Origin of the sequence: Streptomyces sp. SID13666 (assembly GCF_010548325.1) — a bacterium.
In the GTDB taxonomy this organism is placed as follows: domain Bacteria; phylum Actinomycetota; class Actinomycetes; order Streptomycetales; family Streptomycetaceae; genus Actinacidiphila; species Actinacidiphila fildesensis.
Window position 1 is genome coordinate 40716 of sequence record NZ_JAAGLX010000029.1, and the last position, 17374, is coordinate 58089.

Annotated in this window: 16 protein-coding genes; 9 read left to right on the forward strand and 7 right to left on the reverse strand. The window is 71.9% G+C overall.

Annotated features, from left to right (window positions below; all coding sequences use genetic code 11):
• Nucleotides 1-284 precede the first annotated feature (284 nt).
• Nucleotides 285-893 (forward strand): isopentenyl-diphosphate Delta-isomerase, encoded by a 609-nt coding sequence (idi, locus tag G3I60_RS29525; protein WP_164295577.1) that lies wholly within the window; start codon nt 285-287, stop codon nt 891-893.
• A 94-nt stretch (nt 894-987) separates the two neighbouring features.
• Here idi and G3I60_RS29530 read toward each other — a convergent pair whose 3' ends face one another.
• Together G3I60_RS29530 and G3I60_RS29535 are read right to left on the reverse strand one after the other, a co-directional pair.
• On the reverse strand, nt 988-1530 hold the full coding sequence (locus tag G3I60_RS29530) for an ATP-binding protein (protein ID WP_164295631.1): 543 nt from the start codon (nt 1528-1530) through the stop codon (nt 988-990).
• Between the two features lie 207 nt (nt 1531-1737).
• Complete coding sequence (locus G3I60_RS29535; protein ID WP_343241428.1) at nt 1738-2436, reverse strand: DUF308 domain-containing protein; 699 nt, start codon at nt 2434-2436, stop codon at nt 1738-1740.
• Nucleotides 2437-2588: 152 nt separating this feature from the next.
• Between G3I60_RS29535 and G3I60_RS29540 the strand changes: the two genes are divergently transcribed.
• Entirely contained in the window at nt 2589-3383 is a 795-nt protein-coding gene (locus tag G3I60_RS29540) for an enoyl-CoA hydratase/isomerase family protein (protein ID WP_164295578.1), read from the forward strand.
• Between the two features lie 54 nt (nt 3384-3437).
• On the opposite strand, the gene G3I60_RS29545 is transcribed toward G3I60_RS29540, so the two are convergent.
• Nucleotides 3438-4124, reverse strand: coding sequence for a pyridoxamine 5'-phosphate oxidase family protein (locus tag G3I60_RS29545; protein WP_164295579.1), 687 nt, complete (start codon nt 4122-4124; stop codon nt 3438-3440).
• Between the two features lie 177 nt (nt 4125-4301).
• On the opposite strand from G3I60_RS29545, the gene G3I60_RS29550 reads away from it, so the two are divergent.
• Both G3I60_RS29550 and G3I60_RS29555 read left to right on the forward strand, forming a co-directional pair.
• Nucleotides 4302-5171, forward strand: coding sequence for a hypothetical protein (locus tag G3I60_RS29550; RefSeq protein WP_164295580.1), 870 nt, complete (start codon nt 4302-4304; stop codon nt 5169-5171).
• Nucleotides 5172-5257: 86 nt separating this feature from the next.
• The gene (locus tag G3I60_RS29555) at nt 5258-6376 is read left to right on the forward strand and encodes a winged helix DNA-binding domain-containing protein (protein ID WP_164295581.1); all 1119 of its coding nucleotides are present in this window, start codon (nt 5258-5260) and stop codon (nt 6374-6376) included.
• A 67-nt stretch (nt 6377-6443) separates the two neighbouring features.
• Here G3I60_RS29555 and G3I60_RS29560 read toward each other — a convergent pair whose 3' ends face one another.
• Nucleotides 6444-7337 (reverse strand): DMT family transporter, encoded by an 894-nt coding sequence (locus tag G3I60_RS29560; protein WP_164607942.1) that lies wholly within the window; start codon nt 7335-7337, stop codon nt 6444-6446.
• Between the two features lie 112 nt (nt 7338-7449).
• Nucleotides 7450-8268 (reverse strand): TrmB family transcriptional regulator, encoded by an 819-nt coding sequence (locus G3I60_RS29565; RefSeq protein WP_138355752.1) that lies wholly within the window; start codon nt 8266-8268, stop codon nt 7450-7452.
• Nucleotides 8269-8645: 377 nt separating this feature from the next.
• Between G3I60_RS29565 and G3I60_RS29570 the strand changes: the two genes are divergently transcribed.
• The gene (locus G3I60_RS29570; protein ID WP_239070395.1) at nt 8646-10568 is read left to right on the forward strand and encodes a putative Ig domain-containing protein; all 1923 of its coding nucleotides are present in this window, start codon (nt 8646-8648) and stop codon (nt 10566-10568) included.
• A gap of 88 nt (nt 10569-10656) precedes the next feature.
• Here the strand turns inward: G3I60_RS29570 and G3I60_RS29575 are convergent, their stop codons facing one another.
• Both G3I60_RS29575 and G3I60_RS29580 read right to left on the reverse strand, forming a co-directional pair.
• Nucleotides 10657-11040, reverse strand: a complete 384-nt coding sequence (locus tag G3I60_RS29575; protein ID WP_164295584.1) for a hypothetical protein — start codon at nt 11038-11040, stop codon at nt 10657-10659.
• A 103-nt stretch (nt 11041-11143) separates the two neighbouring features.
• Entirely contained in the window at nt 11144-12781 is a 1638-nt protein-coding gene (locus tag G3I60_RS29580; RefSeq protein ID WP_164295585.1) for an ABC-F family ATP-binding cassette domain-containing protein, read from the reverse strand.
• Between the two features lie 17 nt (nt 12782-12798).
• Here G3I60_RS29580 and ddaH point away from each other — a divergent pair, with 17 nt between their 5' ends.
• The 4 genes from ddaH (at nt 12799) to G3I60_RS29600 (ending at nt 17348) form a co-directional block, all read left to right on the forward strand.
• A complete protein-coding gene (ddaH, locus tag G3I60_RS29585; RefSeq protein WP_164607945.1) occupies nt 12799-13581 on the forward strand; it encodes a dimethylargininase in 783 nt (260 codons plus the stop codon).
• A gap of 128 nt (nt 13582-13709) precedes the next feature.
• Nucleotides 13710-14678, forward strand: a complete 969-nt coding sequence (locus G3I60_RS29590; RefSeq protein ID WP_164295587.1) for an acyl-ACP desaturase — start codon at nt 13710-13712, stop codon at nt 14676-14678.
• A 205-nt stretch (nt 14679-14883) separates the two neighbouring features.
• The gene (locus G3I60_RS29595; protein ID WP_138355746.1) at nt 14884-15762 is read left to right on the forward strand and encodes a TIGR03084 family metal-binding protein; all 879 of its coding nucleotides are present in this window, start codon (nt 14884-14886) and stop codon (nt 15760-15762) included.
• Nucleotides 15759-17348, forward strand: a complete 1590-nt coding sequence (locus G3I60_RS29600) for an acyl-CoA carboxylase subunit beta (RefSeq protein WP_164295588.1) — start codon at nt 15759-15761, stop codon at nt 17346-17348. Before G3I60_RS29595 ends, G3I60_RS29600 begins: the two co-directional genes overlap by 4 nt.
• The last annotated feature ends 26 nt before the right edge of the window (nt 17349-17374 follow it).

Below are 17374 nucleotides of genomic sequence, written 5' to 3' on the forward strand. Positions count from 1 at the left end.
CGGGCCCCAGCAACAAACAGCGGCCGTGCGGTGGCCGTACTCGGCCGTCCGGGTGACACCAACGCGGCTTTCGCGCCCTTCATCGCCGCAGCTCATCGCGGACGACGGGGGTCACCGGTAGCGGTCCCGCCACTGTGCGTCATGCCGTCGCACCGGCATCCGGAACGTGAGGCACACGTGTGCCAGCGACCCCGTCCGGGTGACAGGGAGCATGCGGTGCAACCACTTCGGTGAGCGGCGCGTGAGGCAGACTGAGGACTTGTCGTCGAATGCGAAGGATGGACATGCCAACCAGTCCCGCCACCGGCCGGCCCGGCACCCCCGCGACGGATCCCTCCAGCAACGGGGTCGCGGAACCGATCATGCTGGAGCTGGTCGACGAGGCCGGTGTGACGATCGGCACCGCCGAGAAGCTGTCCGCTCATCTGGCCCCCGGCCGGCTGCACCGCGCCTTCTCCGTCTTCCTCTTCGACGACGAGGGCCGGCTGCTGCTCCAGCGCCGGGCGATGGGCAAGTACCACTCCCCCGGCGTCTGGTCGAACACCTGCTGCGGGCACCCGTACCCGGCCGAGCCGCCGTTCGTGGCCGCCGCCCGCCGCACCGCCGAGGAGCTGGGAACGGCTCCCGCGCTGCTGCGGGAGGCCGGCACCGTCCGCTACAACCACCCGGACCCGGCGTCCGGGCTGGTCGAGCAGGAGTTCAACCACCTGTTCGTCGGCCTCGTACGGGCGCAGCTGCGGCCCGACCCCCAGGAGATCGGCGAGACCGCGTTCGTGACGCCGCCGGAGCTGGAGGAGATCCGCGAGCGCGGGCCGTTCTCCGCCTGGTTCGGAACGGTGTGGGACGCGTCGCTGCCCGCGATCCGCGAGCTGACCGGCGACGCCGGCTGGTAGGGACGCGCTGATCCGCCGGGGCGGCTCCGCGGAGCGGGCCCGGCGGACCGGCTCCGCGGCCTCAGGGGTTCAGCCTCAGGGGTTCGGGCACGTCTCAGGGGTGCGGGAACGGCAGTGGCAGCAGGGCCCAGATCACCTTGCCGCCGGAGTCGGTGTGCGTCACGTCGCACATGCCGCCGGCTTCCGCCGTGATGGCCTTGACCAGCAGCAGGCCACGGCCGCCGGTGTCGCCGTACTCCGCTTCCAGCGCCTTGGGACGGTAGGGGTGGTTGTCCTCGACGCCGACCCGGATCCAGTCCGGGCCCACCGCGACCTCGATGGTGATCTGCGGCGACAGCAGCGCCGCGTGCCGGACCGCGTTCGTCACCAGCTCCGACACGATCAGCAGGATGCCGGCCATCAGATCGTCGCCGACGGGCACCTTCCGGTCGGTGATGAGATCCCGGACACCGTGCCGGACCTGGGGTACCGAGGAGTCCACCGCCGGTGCGGTGAAACGCCACGCCCCGGCGTACGGCGGCGGCGGAGCGAACGGACCGCCTGGCCCGCCCGAAGCGCCAGGACCACCCGGATCATCCGGATCGACCGGCACCTCGGCCGTCGCCGGATCGGGCGGGACGCTCCCGCGGACCTCCATGACGGCATCCACCATCGCCTTCGTGTGACGTGTCCCCGCAGTTCTTGCCGCTGCCCGCTGTCGGGCCGACGACGAGATCCGCCTCACGGATCGAGTCTCCGGAGTGGGGGGCAGTTCACTGGGCGGGTGCCCGTAAGTCCGCACCTTTCGGCGCTTCATGTCCATCGGCGAAGGACTTTGTCACTCAGGCGACCGATTCCGATCGCCTTATTCCTGCTTCGTGGAATGTTCCACCATCGGGTCATTCGGCGGTCCCGCCGACGCCGCGGATTCCGGGCCCGCCCCCGCCACGGCCTCCCGCCGGGCTTCCGCCTGGGCGTCCGCCTCGGTGCGGGCGTCCGTGACCATGCCGACGACGCGCCGGCCGCCGATACCGCCGGCCATCAGTCCGAGGCCGTCCAAGAGCAGCATGAGGGAGAAGAAGAAGCCGAGGACGTAGCGGCTGCTCTCCGGCCAGTTGGCCAGCACCAGGACGCCCAGCAGGATGCCGACCGCGCCCTGCACCACGGTCGAGAGCGTCTGCGGTCCGCGCACCACCAGGCCGCCGAACAGCCGGAACACCCCGCCGGTCAGGAAGAGCAGCGCGGCGAACATCGTCAGTGCCGCGGCGGTGCCGTCCGGCCTGCGGATGACGACGACCCCCGCCGCCAGGTTCAGCGCCGCGACGACCAGCGCGAGCCAGAAGAAGTTCGTGTCGCGTGACTGGACGGCGTGCAGCAGGCCGACGAAGCCCCCGATCAGCAGCAGCCAGCCGAAGAGCAGCACCGAGGTGAGGGTGGCGAAGGCCGTGTAGGCGAGACCGAACAGCCCGCACAGCACCAGGACGGCGCCGAGTGCGGCAAGCCATCCGAAACTGCGGCTGATCCGGGCCTCCGGTCGCGGGTCCCGCTTCCTGAGTGCGGCCACGTCCGCCTCCTCGCCTCGGTCGAATGGATGTCCCGTATAGCCTTTTTACTCCTATTTGTTCGCGGATAGGATCCGATGATCGGCCACCTGCGCACCACACCCACGCCGAACGGAACATCACGCCGCACGGAACATACGGAAGGGGAGCCCGGATGCCCGAGCCCGGCCCGAAGCCCGGCCCACAGCCCGGACTGCTGCTGGACATCGCGGACGGCACCGCAACGGTGACGATCAGCAATCCGGCGAAGCGGAACGCCATGACCACGGAGATGTGGGAGGCGCTCCCCGGTCTGCTGGACGGGCTCGCCTCCGATCCCGCCGTGCGGGTCCTGGTGCTCACCGGCGCTGACGGCACCTTCTGTGCGGGTGCGGACATCTCAGGGCTGCGGGAGGCGGGCAGCGGCTCCGCCAGGACACAGGACGCGGCGGTCCGGGCCGAGGAGGCGCTGGCCGCCTTCCCCAAGCCGACGGTCGCGGCCGTGCGCGGCTTCTGCGTGGGCGGCGGCTGCCAGCTCGCCGCCGCCTGCGATCTGCGGTTCGCTGCCGAGGGAGCGCGCTTCGGCGTCACCCCGGCCCGGCTCGGCATCGTCTACGCCGCCTCGTCCACCCGGCGACTGGTCGGCCTGGTCGGGCCCGCGACCGCCAAGTACCTGCTGTTCTCGGCCGAGTTGATCGACCATGAGCGGGCGCTGCGGACCGGGCTCGTCGACGAGGTGCTCCCTGACGGGCAACTCGACAAGCGGGTCGCGGAGTTCACCGCGGTCCTGGCCTCGCGCTCGCAGCTCACCCAGGCCGCGGCGAAGGAGTTCGCAGCGCCCGGCCTGGACCCGGCGCGGATCGAGCACTGGGAGCGGCAGGCGCGCGCGAGCGGGGACACGGCCGAGGGCGTGGCCGCGTTCCTTGAGGGGCGGCCCGCCCGCTTCGACTGGTCGCCGACGGCCGGCTGAACCGGCCCGGATATCCGTTTCCGGGATCGGTCCCGCGGAGACCACCCCGGATGGTCAGCCCGCCTGCGTGCCCGCCCGTTCCGCCACGTGCGGCGGGAGCGGGATGCCGGCCCGCAGGGCCGGGTCCGGCTCGGGCTCGCCCCAGGTGTGGAGCAGTGGCAGCACCCCGGCCCATACGGGCAGTTCGCCGTCGGGGCCGTCGGCGTCGTCGGTGTGACCGGTGCTGGTCTTCACCGAGGCCTCGTCGATCCCGAGCGCGAGCAGCGTGGTGGCGGCGAGCTCCTTGCGGGACGGGCCGCGCGCGTGGTCCCACCGGCCGGGCGCGGACTGCTCGGCCAGGACGCGCAGCCCGTGCAGCTTCTCGTCGGGATCGGTGACGGCACGCGGCACGCCGAGCACCATGGCGCTGCGGTAGTTGACGCTGTGCTCGAAGACGGACCGGGCCAGCACCAGACCGTCGATGTGGGTGACGGTGACGCAGACGGACGCCCCGGGCGACTGCACCAGGCTGCGGCTGGCGGCCGAGCCGTGCAGATAGAGCGTGTCGGCGGCGGCGTCGAACCCGTAGACCGTGGGGACCGCCAGCGGCGAGCCGTCCACCACCACGGCGAGATGGCAGATGAAGCCGGCGCCCAGTACCGCGTCCAGGTCGTCGCGGGACACGCTGCCCTGCTCCCGCAGCCGCCGATGACGGGTCCGGTCCGTGACCGGGAGCATGCGTGCGGGTATGTCGGTGGACATCAGGGCCTCCGTAGGACGTACAGCGGACACGTCAATACTATCGATCTCGACACTTTGCTGCCGTTCGTTCCACCGATTCATGATTCTGGAACTTCTCGTGCAACGTTTTTCGTCGCGGTGGCCGGAACGTATGCATGCCTATCGGCAGCATGCTGACCGGTCGGTAACCTGGGGGCCATGACTACTACCGCTTCGGACCCCCGCGCGTCGCGCCGCTGTCAGAACACTCTCAACCCGCTGCACTCCAGTACGTACTTCTCGCCCGAGTTCACCGCCGAACTCTCCCGGCTCGGCCTCGAACCCGGCAGCATGACGTACTTCGCGGGCCGTGCGGCGCCGCTGGGGGCCGTCGGAGCCGGTACCGTCACCGCGACCTTCTACAACTTCAACCACGACCTGGTGGCCCGGCACATCCCGCGCGCCTGGACGATCGCCACCCCCGAGGCCGTCATCGACGCCCGGCTGCGCGCCGTCGACACCGCGCTCACCCGGCTGCTCGGCGCGGACACCGTCGACTCGCCCGAGATGGCGGAGGCCGCCGCTCTGGCGCTGCGCGCCACCGAGGCCTGCGACCGGGCCGCCCGCCCGCTCTACGCCGCCAACGCCGACCTGCCGGTGCCGACGGCGCCGCACCTCGCGCTCTGGCACGCCGCCACGCTGCTGCGCGAGCACCGGGGCGACGGGCACCTCGCCGCGCTGGTAGCGGCCGAACTCGACGGCCTGGAGGCCATCGTCAGCCACACCGCGACCGGCAAGGGCTTCACCCCCCGCTTCGTCCAGGCCAGCAGGGGCTGGACGGCCGAGCAGTGGGCCGCCGCCCAGGACCGGCTGCGCGAGCGCGGGCTGCTCGACACGGCGGGCGAGCTCACCGACGCGGGCGTCGAGCTGCGGCGGGACATCGAAGCCGCGACGGACCGCGTCGACCGGGCCCCGTACGAGCACCTCGGCGCCACCGGCGTCGCGCGCCTCACCGAACTGGCCGGATCCTTCACCCAGACCGCCCTGGCCTCCGGCGCCTTCCCGCTGGAGCACTTCGGCAAGGGGTGACACGGTCGCTCGCCGACGGTGGGTCAACGGGCCGTTCGTGACCGGATGCACAAGTCCTGGGCGGCAGGTGCGGCAGGATGGGGTCCATGCCGGAACTGACGCCCGCCCAGGTGCGGTCCTGGCGCGTCCATGCGCAGGGGCTGGCCGGCCCGCGCGACGGGGCCGGGGTCGTCGAGGCGGCGCGCCGGGCCGGCGCGCTGCAGGCGCAGGACGCCAAGGCGTGCCGGTTGCAGGTGCGCGCCAGGACCTCGGGGCTCACCGCCGGGGACGTCGACGCGGCGTGCGGCGCCGGTGACCGGTCGCTGGTCCGTACGTGGCTGATGCGCGGCACCCTGCACGCCGTCCCGGCGGCGGACGTGCGCTGGATGACGTCGCTGCTGGGCCCGCGTGCCACCGCCGCGCAGCGCGGCAGACGACTGCGGCTCGGCCTGGACGAGGAGACCTGCGCCCGCGCGCTTCCCGCGCTGGAGAAGGTGCTGGCCGGGCGCCCGCCGATGCTCCGCGACGACATCGTGCGCGGCCTCGGCGAGCTCGGCCTCGCCCTGGATCCGCGCAGCCAGGCGCCGGCCCATCTGATGCTGTACGCGGCGGCGACGGGCCTGGTGTGCCGGGGACCCGAGGCCGACGGTGACAAGTCGACTTATGTCCTGCGCGAGGAGTGGCTCGACGGCGTCGCCGGGCCGGACCTGTCGGGGACCGAGGCCCTGGCCGCGCTCGCCGAGCGGTATGTGTCCGCCTACGGACCCGCGACCGACAAGGACTTCGCCAAGTGGTCGGGGCTGCCGGCCGGCCAGGCACGGCGCGGCTTCCAGGCGGCCGGGGAGTACCTGGCGGAGATCGCGGGACCGGACGGCCCGCTGTGGGTGGCGGCCGGCACGGACGCGCCACGGCCGCCGAACCCGTCCGTCCGGCTGATCGGGCACTTCGACCCGTATCTGCTCGGCTACCACGACCGGGATCTGCTGCTGGACCCGTCCTTCGCCCGCCTCGTCGCGACCGGCGGCGGGTTCCTCACCCCGTGCGTGCTGCTGGACGGCGAGGTGGTCGGCGTCTGGCGGCACGAGCGGGGTAGCGGCGACCGGCTCACCGTCCGCGTCGACCCGTTCCGGCCGCCGCTCGACGCCGTCGTCGTGCGCGGCATCGAGGCCGAGGTCGCCGATCTGGGGCGGTTCCTCGGGGTCGAAGCCGGCTGGGACCCGGCCTGAGAGCCCCTGCGAAACTGCGACGTCGACCCGTTCGGGCGCGTACTCGGCCGCCAGAACGGCTCGGCCCTCAGCTCGCGCTCGTCGTGGATTCCTTCTCCGGCTGACCGTCGGACTGCGCGCACGGCATCGCCGGGTGCCGTCCCAGCAGCACCACCCCCACCGTGATCGCCGCGAGCCCGGCCGCCTCCCAGGCCAGCGCCCCGGGTGTCACCCGCAGCCGGTCCCCGAGGAAGCCGATGCCGCAGGCGATGCCCGCCAGTGGCTGTGCGGCCGTCAGCGCGGGCAGCGACATCCGCAGCGGGGCGGTCTCGAAGGCGCTCTGGACGAGGACGAGTCCGGTGAGCCCGATCGCCGCGACCACGTACGGCTGCCAGTGCACCGCCAGTATCTGGACGCCGTCCTCCCGGGCCAGCTCACCGCAGATCCGCGTCAGCGCGTCCTGCAGCCCGTAGAGCAGGCCGGCCGCCAGCGCCAGCAGGGTCGCCTCGGGCGAGGCGGGCAGCCGTTTGGCACAGGCCACCAGCAGCAGCGCGAGCCCGACGACGATCCCCAGCACCAGCCAGTGGCGCAGCGCTCCCGCCTCCGGGCCGCCGCCGGCCGGCTGCCCGGCGACGATGAAGGCCGTCACGCCGAGGGCCAGCAGAGCGACTCCCGCCCAGCCGCTCCGGCCCAGCGGCTGCCCCGACAGCCATCTGGACAGCGCCAGGGCGAACAGCAGATTCGTCGCGAGGAGCGGTTCGACGAGGGACACCTCGCCGCGCGCCAGGGCCAGCGCCCCGAGCACCTGGCCGCCGATCATGAGTGCCATGCCCAGCAGCCACTGGGGCATCCTGATCAGATCGAGGAGGAGTCGGAAGGAGAGGAAGTCCGCGAGCGGGGCACGCTGCGCCGCGCGCTGCTGCAGTACGAAACCCAGTCCGAGGCAGCAGGCGGCACCGACTCCGAGCAGGAACACGGCCACGCGGCCACTTTAACTCCCGTGACGCGCGACCGAACGCGTCCCGGCCACCCCGGCCGGGCGGCGCCGCCCACGCCGGCCGAGCCGCCCCAGCCCGGTCGGAACCCCGCACTGCTCACGACGGCGGATCCATGGGCCGGGTCTCGGCGCTCCCCCATACGGTCAGGAAGGCGAGGCGCAGACAGCCCGCGAGGGCCGGGTGCTCGATGAAGAGCGCGGTGGTGGAGCCGGTTCCGGCCACCGGGTCGGGCATGTCGCACAGCACCAGCGAGGCGTCCGCGATGATCAGCTTCATCGGCAGTTCGGCGGCGAACCGCGCCTCCTCCCCCGCCTCGCCGAACCGGCGGACGTTCTCCAGGACTTCCGCGTCGCCGAGCGCGTCGTGCGTGTAGATCGCCCGGACCGTTCCCCCGGCCTTGCGCAGTCTGCGGACGACCTTGATGCCCTCGGTGTTGGCGGCGGGGGCGACGAAGGGCGGCTTGCAGAAGCTGAGCAGCTCGTGGCCGGCCTGCTCCTGGATGTCCGCGAAACGCTCGGCGATCACCTTCGGGTCGCGCAGCACCTCGATGTAGTCGAGCGGATCGGTGTGCGTGCGCCCGTCGGTCCAGATCGGCAGCAGCGCGGAGGCGAGCCCGGCCGAGACCCGGTCCAGCCGTTCCAGCGACTCCCGCTGAAGGGCCATCAGCCGGGCGATCGCCAGTTCCGGCGCGATCGCGGAGAACGTCGCCACCCGGCCGGGCCGTGCGACGGCGAGCCGTCGGCGCACGAGCGCGTCGAGGACGTCGTAGACCCGCTGCCGGGGAACGTCCGCCTCGCGGGCCACCTCCGCCGCGGTGTACGACTCGCGTCTGACGAGCGCGAGGTAGACGCGTGCCTCGTACCGCGCGAGCCCCAGCGCCACAAGGTCGTTGACCGGACCCTCTTCGAACTCCATGAGCGCTCAAGCTATACGCCCGGGATCACCCACCGAAAGGAAGACTTTGCCATTGCCCGGTAGTCCCTTGGGGGCAGGTGTCACTACGTTCAGCGTTGGCCACCACTGAACGGGGTGGCAGTTGTTCCCCCAGCGTCGGCGTCACCCTCGCCGCCGCATTCCTCTCCAATGAACGTGCGCCACGCGAAGCCCTGCGGCGTTCTCTTCATCAGGCAGTGTCATGACCATGACACTGCCGTGGACGGTTGCCCGCCGCCGGGACCGATCCCCCCATGGAGGGCTGTTCATTGCCATCGAGAACCCCCACCCGCGCCGGACGCCTCACCCGTCGCGGCGTCACCGCCGTCCTGTCGGCGGCGGCCCTGGCCTCCGCCGGCATGCTGGCCGTCGCCGGCCCGGCCACCGCGTCGGCCGCCCCCACAACGGCCGCCCCGGCCGCGGCGAGCAGCTCCACCGCCCACACCGAGCGGCTCTGCTCGGAGCCCACCCAGGCCGGCTACATGGCCTGTCACGCACTCGCCCGCACCGACCTGGTCCAGCACCTGACCCTCGCCCCGAACGCGCTCCCGTCCGGCTACGGCCCCACTGACCTGCAGAGCGCATACGCCCTGCCTTCGGCCGGTGCCGGTGCGACCGTCGCGATCATCGACGCCAACGACGACCCCAAGGCCGAGGCGGACCTCGGTTCGTACCGCAGCACGTACGGCCTGCCGGCCTGCACCACCGCCAACGGGTGCTTCAAGAAGGTCGACCAGAACGGCGGCACCAGCTACCCGCCGGCCGACGCCGGCTGGGCGGGCGAGATCTCGCTCGACGTCGACATGGTCAGCGCCGTCTGCCCGCAGTGCCACATCCTGCTCGTCGAGGCGGCCACGGCGTCCATGGAGGACCTGGGCGCCGCGGTGAACCGCGCGGTCACGATGGGCGCCAAGTACGTCTCCAACAGCTACGGCGGCGGCGAGGACTCCACCGACCCCAGCTCGGACGCCTCGTACTTCAACCACCCCGGCGTCGCGATCACCGTCAGCTCCGGTGACAGCGGCTACGGCGTCGAGTACCCGGCGGCCTCGCAGTACGTCACCGCGGTCGGCGGCACCTCGCTGAGCCGCTCCAGCACCCCCCGCGGCTGGACCGAGAAGGTCTGGGGCAGCACCAGCGGCGACGGCGCCGGCTCCGGCTGCTCCGCCTACGACCCCAAGCCCTCCTGGCAGACCGACACCGGCTGCGCCAAGCGCACCGTCGCCGATGTCTCGGCGGTCGCCGACCCGGCCACCGGCCTCGCGGTCTACGACAGTTACCAGGCGAGCGGCTGGAACGTGTACGGCGGCACCAGCGCGTCCGCGCCGATCATCGCCTCCGTCTACGCCCTCGCCGGCACCCCGGCCGCGGGCACCACCCCGGCCTCGTACCCCTACGCCCACGCCTCGTCGCTCAACGACGTGACCACCGGCACCAACGGCTCCTGCGGCAGCAGCTACCTGTGCACCGCCAAGGCCGGCTACGACGGCCCGACCGGTCTCGGCACCCCCAACGGCACGGCCGCCTTCACCAACGGCTCGACCGGCGGCAACACCGTCACCGTGACGAACCCGGGCAGCCAGTCGAGCACCGTCAACACCGCGGTCTCCCTGCAGATCCAGGCCACCGACTCCGGCAGCGGACAGACCCTCACCTACAGCGCCACCGGCCTTCCGCCGGGCGTCACGATCAACCCCTCCACCGGCCTGATCAGCGGTACGCCCACCACCGCCGGGACCTACAACGTGACGGTGACCGCCAAGGACGGCACCAACGCCACCGGCAGCGCGTCCTTCACCTGGGTCGTCAACCCGGTCGGCGGCGGCTGCAGCACCTCGCAGCTCTTCGGCAACCCGGGCTTCGAGACCGGCACCGCCAGTCCCTGGACCGCCACCGCCGGCGTGGTCGACAACAGCGCCAGTGAGGCCGCCCACTCCGGCTCCTGGAAGGCGTGGCTCAACGGCTACGGCTCCACCCACACCGACTCGCTCGCCCAGACGGTGACGGTCCCCAGCGGCTGCCACGCCACCCTGACGTTCTGGGTGCACATCGACACCGCCGAGACGACCACCTCCACCGCCTACGACAACCTGACGGTGAAGGCCGGCACCACCACGCTGGCCACGTACTCCAACCTCAACAAGAACACCGGCTACGCGCAGAAGTCCTTCGACCTCTCCTCGTTCGCCGGGCAGTCGGTGAAGGTCACGTTCACCGGCACCGAGGACTCCAGCCTCCAGACGAGCTTCGTGCTCGACGACACCGCCCTCAACATCAGCTGAACCACGGCTGGTTGAGGTAGTCCCGCAAGGAAGTCGAAGGACGTCAGACGGACCCGGCCAGGCCCCCACAGCCTGTCCGGGTCCGTGTCTATGGCTGCCGCACGCCGACCGTCACGGTCCATGCCTGCAGGGCGTGGCAGGAGACCATGCCGGGCGCCGAAGGCGCGGGGCAGACCTTCCGAGCGGCGGTCAGCTTCACGATGCCGCGGGAGGAGCCGCGGAAGGTGTCGGCGGACATCTCGGTCAGGCCGGCACCGGACGCGGTCACCGGGCCCCAGCCGGCACCCGGCAGCGAGACGCGTACCGAGCTGCCCACGTCGAGGCAGATGTGCGTGCCGTCCGACGACTCGCCCACGACGATGGAGTCGCAGCGGAGCCCGTTGTTCTTGTCGTTCGTCAACGGATGATCCGCACCGCAGCCGGCCGCACTCAGCAGCGCCACCACGGCAACTGCCCCTGCCCATACGCGCATCCGACGGCCTCCCGGTCTCCCGGTTCCTGAACGGTCACGGGTTGGACGTGGCCCACGGCATTCCGGTTCCGCGCGGCGGACCCCGCGCGGAACCCCGCCCGGATCAGGCTTCTGAGACCCGGCCGTCCGCGACCTCGATGCGCCGCGTGGTGCTCACCGCGTCCAGCATCCGCCGGTCGTGCGTGACCAGCAGCAGCGTGCCGTTGTACGAGGCGAGCGCCGACTCCAGCTGCTCGATCGCGGGCAGGTCCAGGTGGTTGGTCGGCTCGTCGAGGACCAGCAGATTGACGCCGCGGGCCTGCAGCAGGGCCAGCGCGGCACGGGTCCGCTCCCCCGGCGACAGCGTCGCCGCGGGGCGCAGCACGTGCGCGGCCTTGAGGCCGAACTTGGCGAGCAGCGTCCGCACGTCGGCGGGCTCCACGTCGGGGACCGACAGCGAGAACGCGTCCATCAGCGGTTCGTCGCCGAAGAACAGTCCGCGGGCCTGGTCCACCTCGCCCACGACGACGCCCGGGCCGAGTGCCGCGTTGCCGGCGTCCAGCGGGAGCCGGCCGAGCAGCGCGGCGAGCAGCGTGGACTTGCCGGAGCCGTTGGCGCCGGTGATCGCGACCCGGTCCGCCCAGTCGATCTGCAGGTCCACCGGGCCGAACGTGAAGTCCCCGCGGCGGACCTCGGCTCCGCGCAGCGTCGCCACCACGGCCCCGGACCGGGGCGCCGCGGCGATCTCCATCTTGAGCTCCCACTCCTTGCGGGGCTCTTCGACGACGTCGAGGCGTTCGATCATGCGCTGCGTCTGGCGGGCCTTCGCGGCCTGCTTCTCGGACGCCTCGCTGCGGAACTTGCGGCCGATCTTGTCGTTGTCCGTCGCCTTGCGGCGGGCGTTCTTGACACCCTGGTCCATCCACGAGCGCTGCATCTGTCCGCGCGCTTCGAGGGAGGACTTCTTGTCGGCGAACTCGTCGTACTCCTCGCGGGCGTGCCTGCGGGCGACCTCGCGCTCCTCCAGGTACGCCTCGTAGCCGCCGCCGTAGATGTTCACCTGCTGCTGGGCGAGGTCGAGTTCGACGACCTTGGTGACGGTGCGGGTGAGGAACTCGCGGTCATGGCTGACGACGACGGTGCCGGCGCGCAGCCCCTTGACGAACTTCTCCAGCCGGTCGAGGCCGTCGAGGTCCAGGTCGTTGGTGGGCTCGTCGAGCAGGAACACGTCGTAGCGGCTGAGCAGCAGCGAGGCGAGGCCGGCGCGGGCGGCCTGGCCGCCGGAGAGCGAGGTCATCTGCTGGTCGAGGCCGATGGCCAGTCCCAGCGAGGCGGCGACCTCCTCGGAGCGCTCCTCCAGGTCCGCGCCGCCGAGGTCGAGCCAGCGCTCCAGGCCGGTGGAGTACGCGTCGTCGGCGCCGGGAGCCTCGTCGACGAGGGCCTGGGTGGCGGCGTCGAGCGCGCTCTGCGCGGCGGCGACGCCGGTACGGCGGGCGAGGAAGTCCCGTACGGTCTCCCCGGGACGCCGCTCGGGCTCCTGCGGCAGATGGCCGACGGCGGCGCTGGGCGGGCTCAGCCGCAGCACACCCCGCTCGGGGGTGTCGAGCCCGGCGAGCAGCCGCAGCAGCGTCGACTTGCCGGCGCCGTTGGCACCGACCAGGCCGATCACATCGCCGGGGGCGACGACGAGTTCGAGGCCGGAGAACAGGACTCGGTCCCCGTGTCCTGCGGCAAGATCCTTGGCAACAAGAGTGGCACTCATCAGGGAGCAGATCCTATATGCCCAGCAAGAAGGCGATCGTCCGCCGTCCCGGTCCGCGCCTGGCCGAGGGCCTGGTCACGCACATCGAGCGCTCGCCCGTCGATCCCGCCCTCGCGCTGCGGCAGTGGGAGCGCTACACCGCCGTCCTGGCCGAGCACGGCTGGGAGACCACTGAGGCCGCCCCGGCGGACGACTGCCCGGACGGGGTGTTCGTCGAGGACACCATGGTCGTGTTCCGGGACGTGGCGCTGATCTCGCGCCCCGGCGCCCCCACACGGCGGCCCGAGACGGCCGGCGCCGAGGAGGCCGCGGTCGCGCTCGGCTGCTCGGTGCGGCGGATCCAGGAGCCCGGGACGCTGGAGGGCGGCGACGTCCTGAAGGTCGGGGACACCATCTACGTCGGCCAGGGCGGGCGCACCAACGCGGAGGGCCTGCGGCAGCTGCGTGCGGCCTTCGAGCCGCTGGGCGCGCAGGTGGTCGGCGTCCCGGTGGAGAAGGTGCTGCACCTGAAATCGGCGGTGACGGCCCTGCCGGACGGAACGATCATCGGATATCCGCCGCTGGTCGACGATCCGGCCATCTTTACGCACTTCCGACCGATGCCGGAGGAGGGTGGGTCACACGTGGTGCTCCTCCGCGGAAATGTGCTGCTCATGGCCGCGAGCGCTCCCCGGAGCGCGGAGCTGCTGAGCGGCCTGGGATACCGGCCGGTGCTGGTCGACATCAGCGAATTCGAGAAGCTGGAGGGCTGCGTCACGTGCTTGTCCGTGCGGCTGCGCGAGCTGTCCGCGCGGAGCTAGCCATTCCGTATCTGTCCGTAGTCGTTCCATACACCCAGCGGGGCGACGGTTGCCTTTTCGGCGACTCATAACCTACGGTAGCGTAACTTACGTCCCCGTAGGTGCCTTGCCAGCCATCAGGAGCCACCGTGACCATCACCGAATCCCACCGTCCCGGATCGGACACATGGAGTGACGCGCGGCTGCTGTACGCCCTGGAAGAGGTCGTCGAGACCGAGCTCAACCGTCACCTCGCCGTAGCCAAGGAATGGATGCCGCACGAGTACGTGCCGTGGAGCGACGGCCGTAACTTCGACGGGATCATGGGCGGCGAGGCCTGGGCCCCCGAGCAGTCCAAGGTCACCGACATCGGCCGGATCGCGCTCGTCGTGAACCTGCTCACCGAGGACAACCTCCCGAGCTACCACCACGAGATCGCCTCGCTCTTCGGCCGCGACGGCGCCTGGGGCACCTGGGTGCACCGCTGGACCGCGGAAGAGGGCCGGCACGGCATCGTCATGCGTGACTACCTGCTGACCAGCCGTGCCGTGGACCCGGTCGAGCTGGAGCGCTTCCGCATGATGCACATGTCGGAGGGCTTCGAGTCCGACAACCGGCACAGCATGCTGCACTCGGTGGCGTACGTGGCCTTCCAGGAGCTGGCCACCCGCGTCTCGCACCGCAACACCGGACACCAGTCGGGGGACCCGGTCTGCGACCGGATGCTGGCCCGGATCGCGACCGACGAGAACCTGCACATGGTCTTCTACCGCAACCTGCTCGCGGCGGCACTGCAGCTCGCTCCCGACCTGACGATGCAGGCCATCCGCGATGTCGTCGTGCAGTTCCGGATGCCCGGTCACGGCATGCCCGGCTTCGAGCGGGCGGCGGCCCGGATGGCCATCGGCGGCATCTACAACCTGCGCATCCACCACGACGACGTGCTGCAGCCGGTGCTACGCCACCTCAAGGTCCTCGAGGTCAGCGGCCTGAGCCCGGAAGGACTGCGGGCTCAGGAAGAGCTGGGCATGTTCATGGGCGGCCTCAACGACCAGGCCGTGAAGTTCGACGAGCGCAAGCTCGCGCTCGATGCGCGACGGGCGGCCCGCGCCTCCTGACGCCCGGCCGAGCGGCCACCCCTCTCGGATCAGCGCGCGAACGCGACACTGCTCGCACCGCCCATCGCCCCTGCGCACCAGCGCGGGGCGATGGGCGGTTTGCGTGCGCGGTCAGAAAATCATGCATGCACGCTTGATTGTTCTTGGCGGCACTGCCAGTCTCTGACCCACAACGTTGCTGACCGGGTGTCAACAAGGGGTGGTCATGGCCGATCCACTGTCCGTGCTCGTCGACCTGCGGGCCGAGAGCGAAGACCTCGACCGGCTGGTGGCGCCGCTCCCGGCGGACCGCTGGGCGGCGCCCACCCCCGCCGAGGGCTGGACGATCGCCCACCAGATCGCCCACCTCGCCTGGACCGACGGCGTCGCCCTGATCTCGGTGACCGACCCCGAGGCGTTCGCCCGGGAGACCGAGCGGGCCGCCGCGACCTTCGAGACGTTCGTCGACGACGAGGCCCGCAAGGGCGCGTCGCTGCCGCCGGCCGAGCTGCTGAACCGCTGGCGCACGGGCCGCCAGGCCCTCCTCGACGCCCTGGCCGCTCAGCCGCCCGGCACCCGTTTCCCCTGGTACGGGCCCCCGATGAGCGCCGCCTCGATGGCCACCGGGCGGCTGATGGAGACCTGGGCGCACGGCCAGGACGTCGCCGACGCCCTGGACGCCCGGCGTGAGCCGACCGGCCGGCTGCGGCACGTGGCCCGGATCGGTGTGCGGGCCCGCGACTACGCGTACTTCGTACGGGGACTGAAGCCGCCCGCCGAGGAGTTCCGGGTCGAACTGACGGCGCCCGACGGCGAGCTGTGGACGTACGGGCCCGAGGACGCCGAGCAGCGGGTGACGGGTCCCATGATCGACTTCTGTCTGCTGGCCACCCAGCGCAGGCACCGCGACGACCTGGCCGTACGCGCCGAGGGGGAGGACGCGGACCGCTGGCTGGAGATCGCACAGGCCTTCGCGGGACCGGCGGGACCGGGTCGCGAACCGCAGTCCCCGACCCGGCCGAGGCCGGTGGACCCTCCTCGATCCGTGAATGCGCCGGAGTCGGCGGACGCCGCGTCCGCGCAAGAGGACGGGGCCGGCGCATGACCCTCCTGGACACCGCGGACGAGGAGTACACGGCCAACCGCGCGACCATGCTCGCCCGGCTCGCGGAGGTCGACGCCGCGCACACCGCCGCGATCGACGGCGGCGGAGCGAAGTACGTGGAGCGGCACCGCAAGCGCGGCAAGCTGCTCGCCCGCGAGCGCATCGAGCTGCTGCTCGACCCGGACACCCCGTTCCTCGAACTCTCACCGCTCGCCGCCTGGGGCAGCGACTACCCGGTGGGCGCTTCGCTGGTCACGGGCATCGGCGTCGTGGAGGGCGTCGAGTGTCTGATCACCGCCAGCGACCCGACCGTGCGCGGCGGCGCCAGCAACCCGTGGACGCTGAAGAAGGCGCTGCGCGCCAACGAGATCGCCTTCGCCAACCGGCTGCCGGTGATCAGCCTCGTCGAGTCCGGCGGCGCCGATCTCCCCAGCCAGAAGGAGATCTTCATACCTGGCGGCGCGCTGTTCCGGGACCTGACGCGGCTGTCGGCCGCCGGGATCCCCACCATCGCCGTCGTCTTCGGCAACTCGACCGCGGGCGGGGCGTACATCCCCGGCATGTCCGACCACGTGATCATGGTCAAGGACCGGTCGAAGGTCTTCCTCGGTGGACCGCCGCTGGTCAAGATGGCGACCGGCGAGGAGAGCGACGACGAGTCGCTGGGCGGCGCCGACATGCACGCCCGGGTCTCCGGCCTCGCCGACTACTACGCCCTCGACGAGCCCGACGCCCTGCGGACCGCCCGCCGCGTCGTCTCCCGCCTCAACTGGCGCAAGCAGGGCCCGGCCCCGCGGGCGTCCGTCGAACCGCCGCTGCACGACGAGGACGAGCTGCTCGGTATCGTCCCCGGCGATCTGCGGACGCCCTTCGACCCCCGCGAGGTGATCACCCGCGTCGTCGACGGCTCGCGGTTCGACGAGTTCAAGCCGCTGTACGGGCCGAGCCTGGCCACCGGCTGGGCCGAGGTGCACGGCTACCCCGTCGGGATCCTCGCCAACGCGCAGGGCGTGCTGTTCAGCGCCGAATCGCAGAAGGCCGCGCAGTTCATCCAGCTCGCCAACCAGCGGGACATCCCGCTGCTCTTCCTGCACAACACCACCGGCTACATGGTCGGCAAGGAGTACGAGCAGGCCGGGATCATCAAGCACGGCGCCATGATGATCAACGCGGTCGCCAACTCCAAGGTCCCGCATCTGTCGGTCCTGATGGGCGCGAGCTACGGCGCCGGCCACTACGGCATGTGCGGCCGGGCCTTCGACCCGCGCTTCCTCTTCGCCTGGCCGAGCGCCAAGTCCGCCGTGATGGGGCCCGCCCAGCTCGCCGGGGTGCTCTCGATCGTCGCCCGCCAGTCGGCGGCGGCGAAGGGACTGCCGTACGACGACGAGGCCGACGCCGCGCTGCGCGCCATGGTCGAGCAGCAGATCGAGTCCGAGTCGCTCCCGATGTTCCTGTCCGGACGGCTCTACGACGACGGCGTCATCGACCCGCGCGACACGCGGACCGTACTCGGCCTGTGCCTGTCAGCCGTGCACGGCGCGCCCGTCGAGGGCGCGCGTGGCGGCTTCGGCGTCTTCCGGATGTGAGGGCAGTGATGCCGGATGTGAGGGCA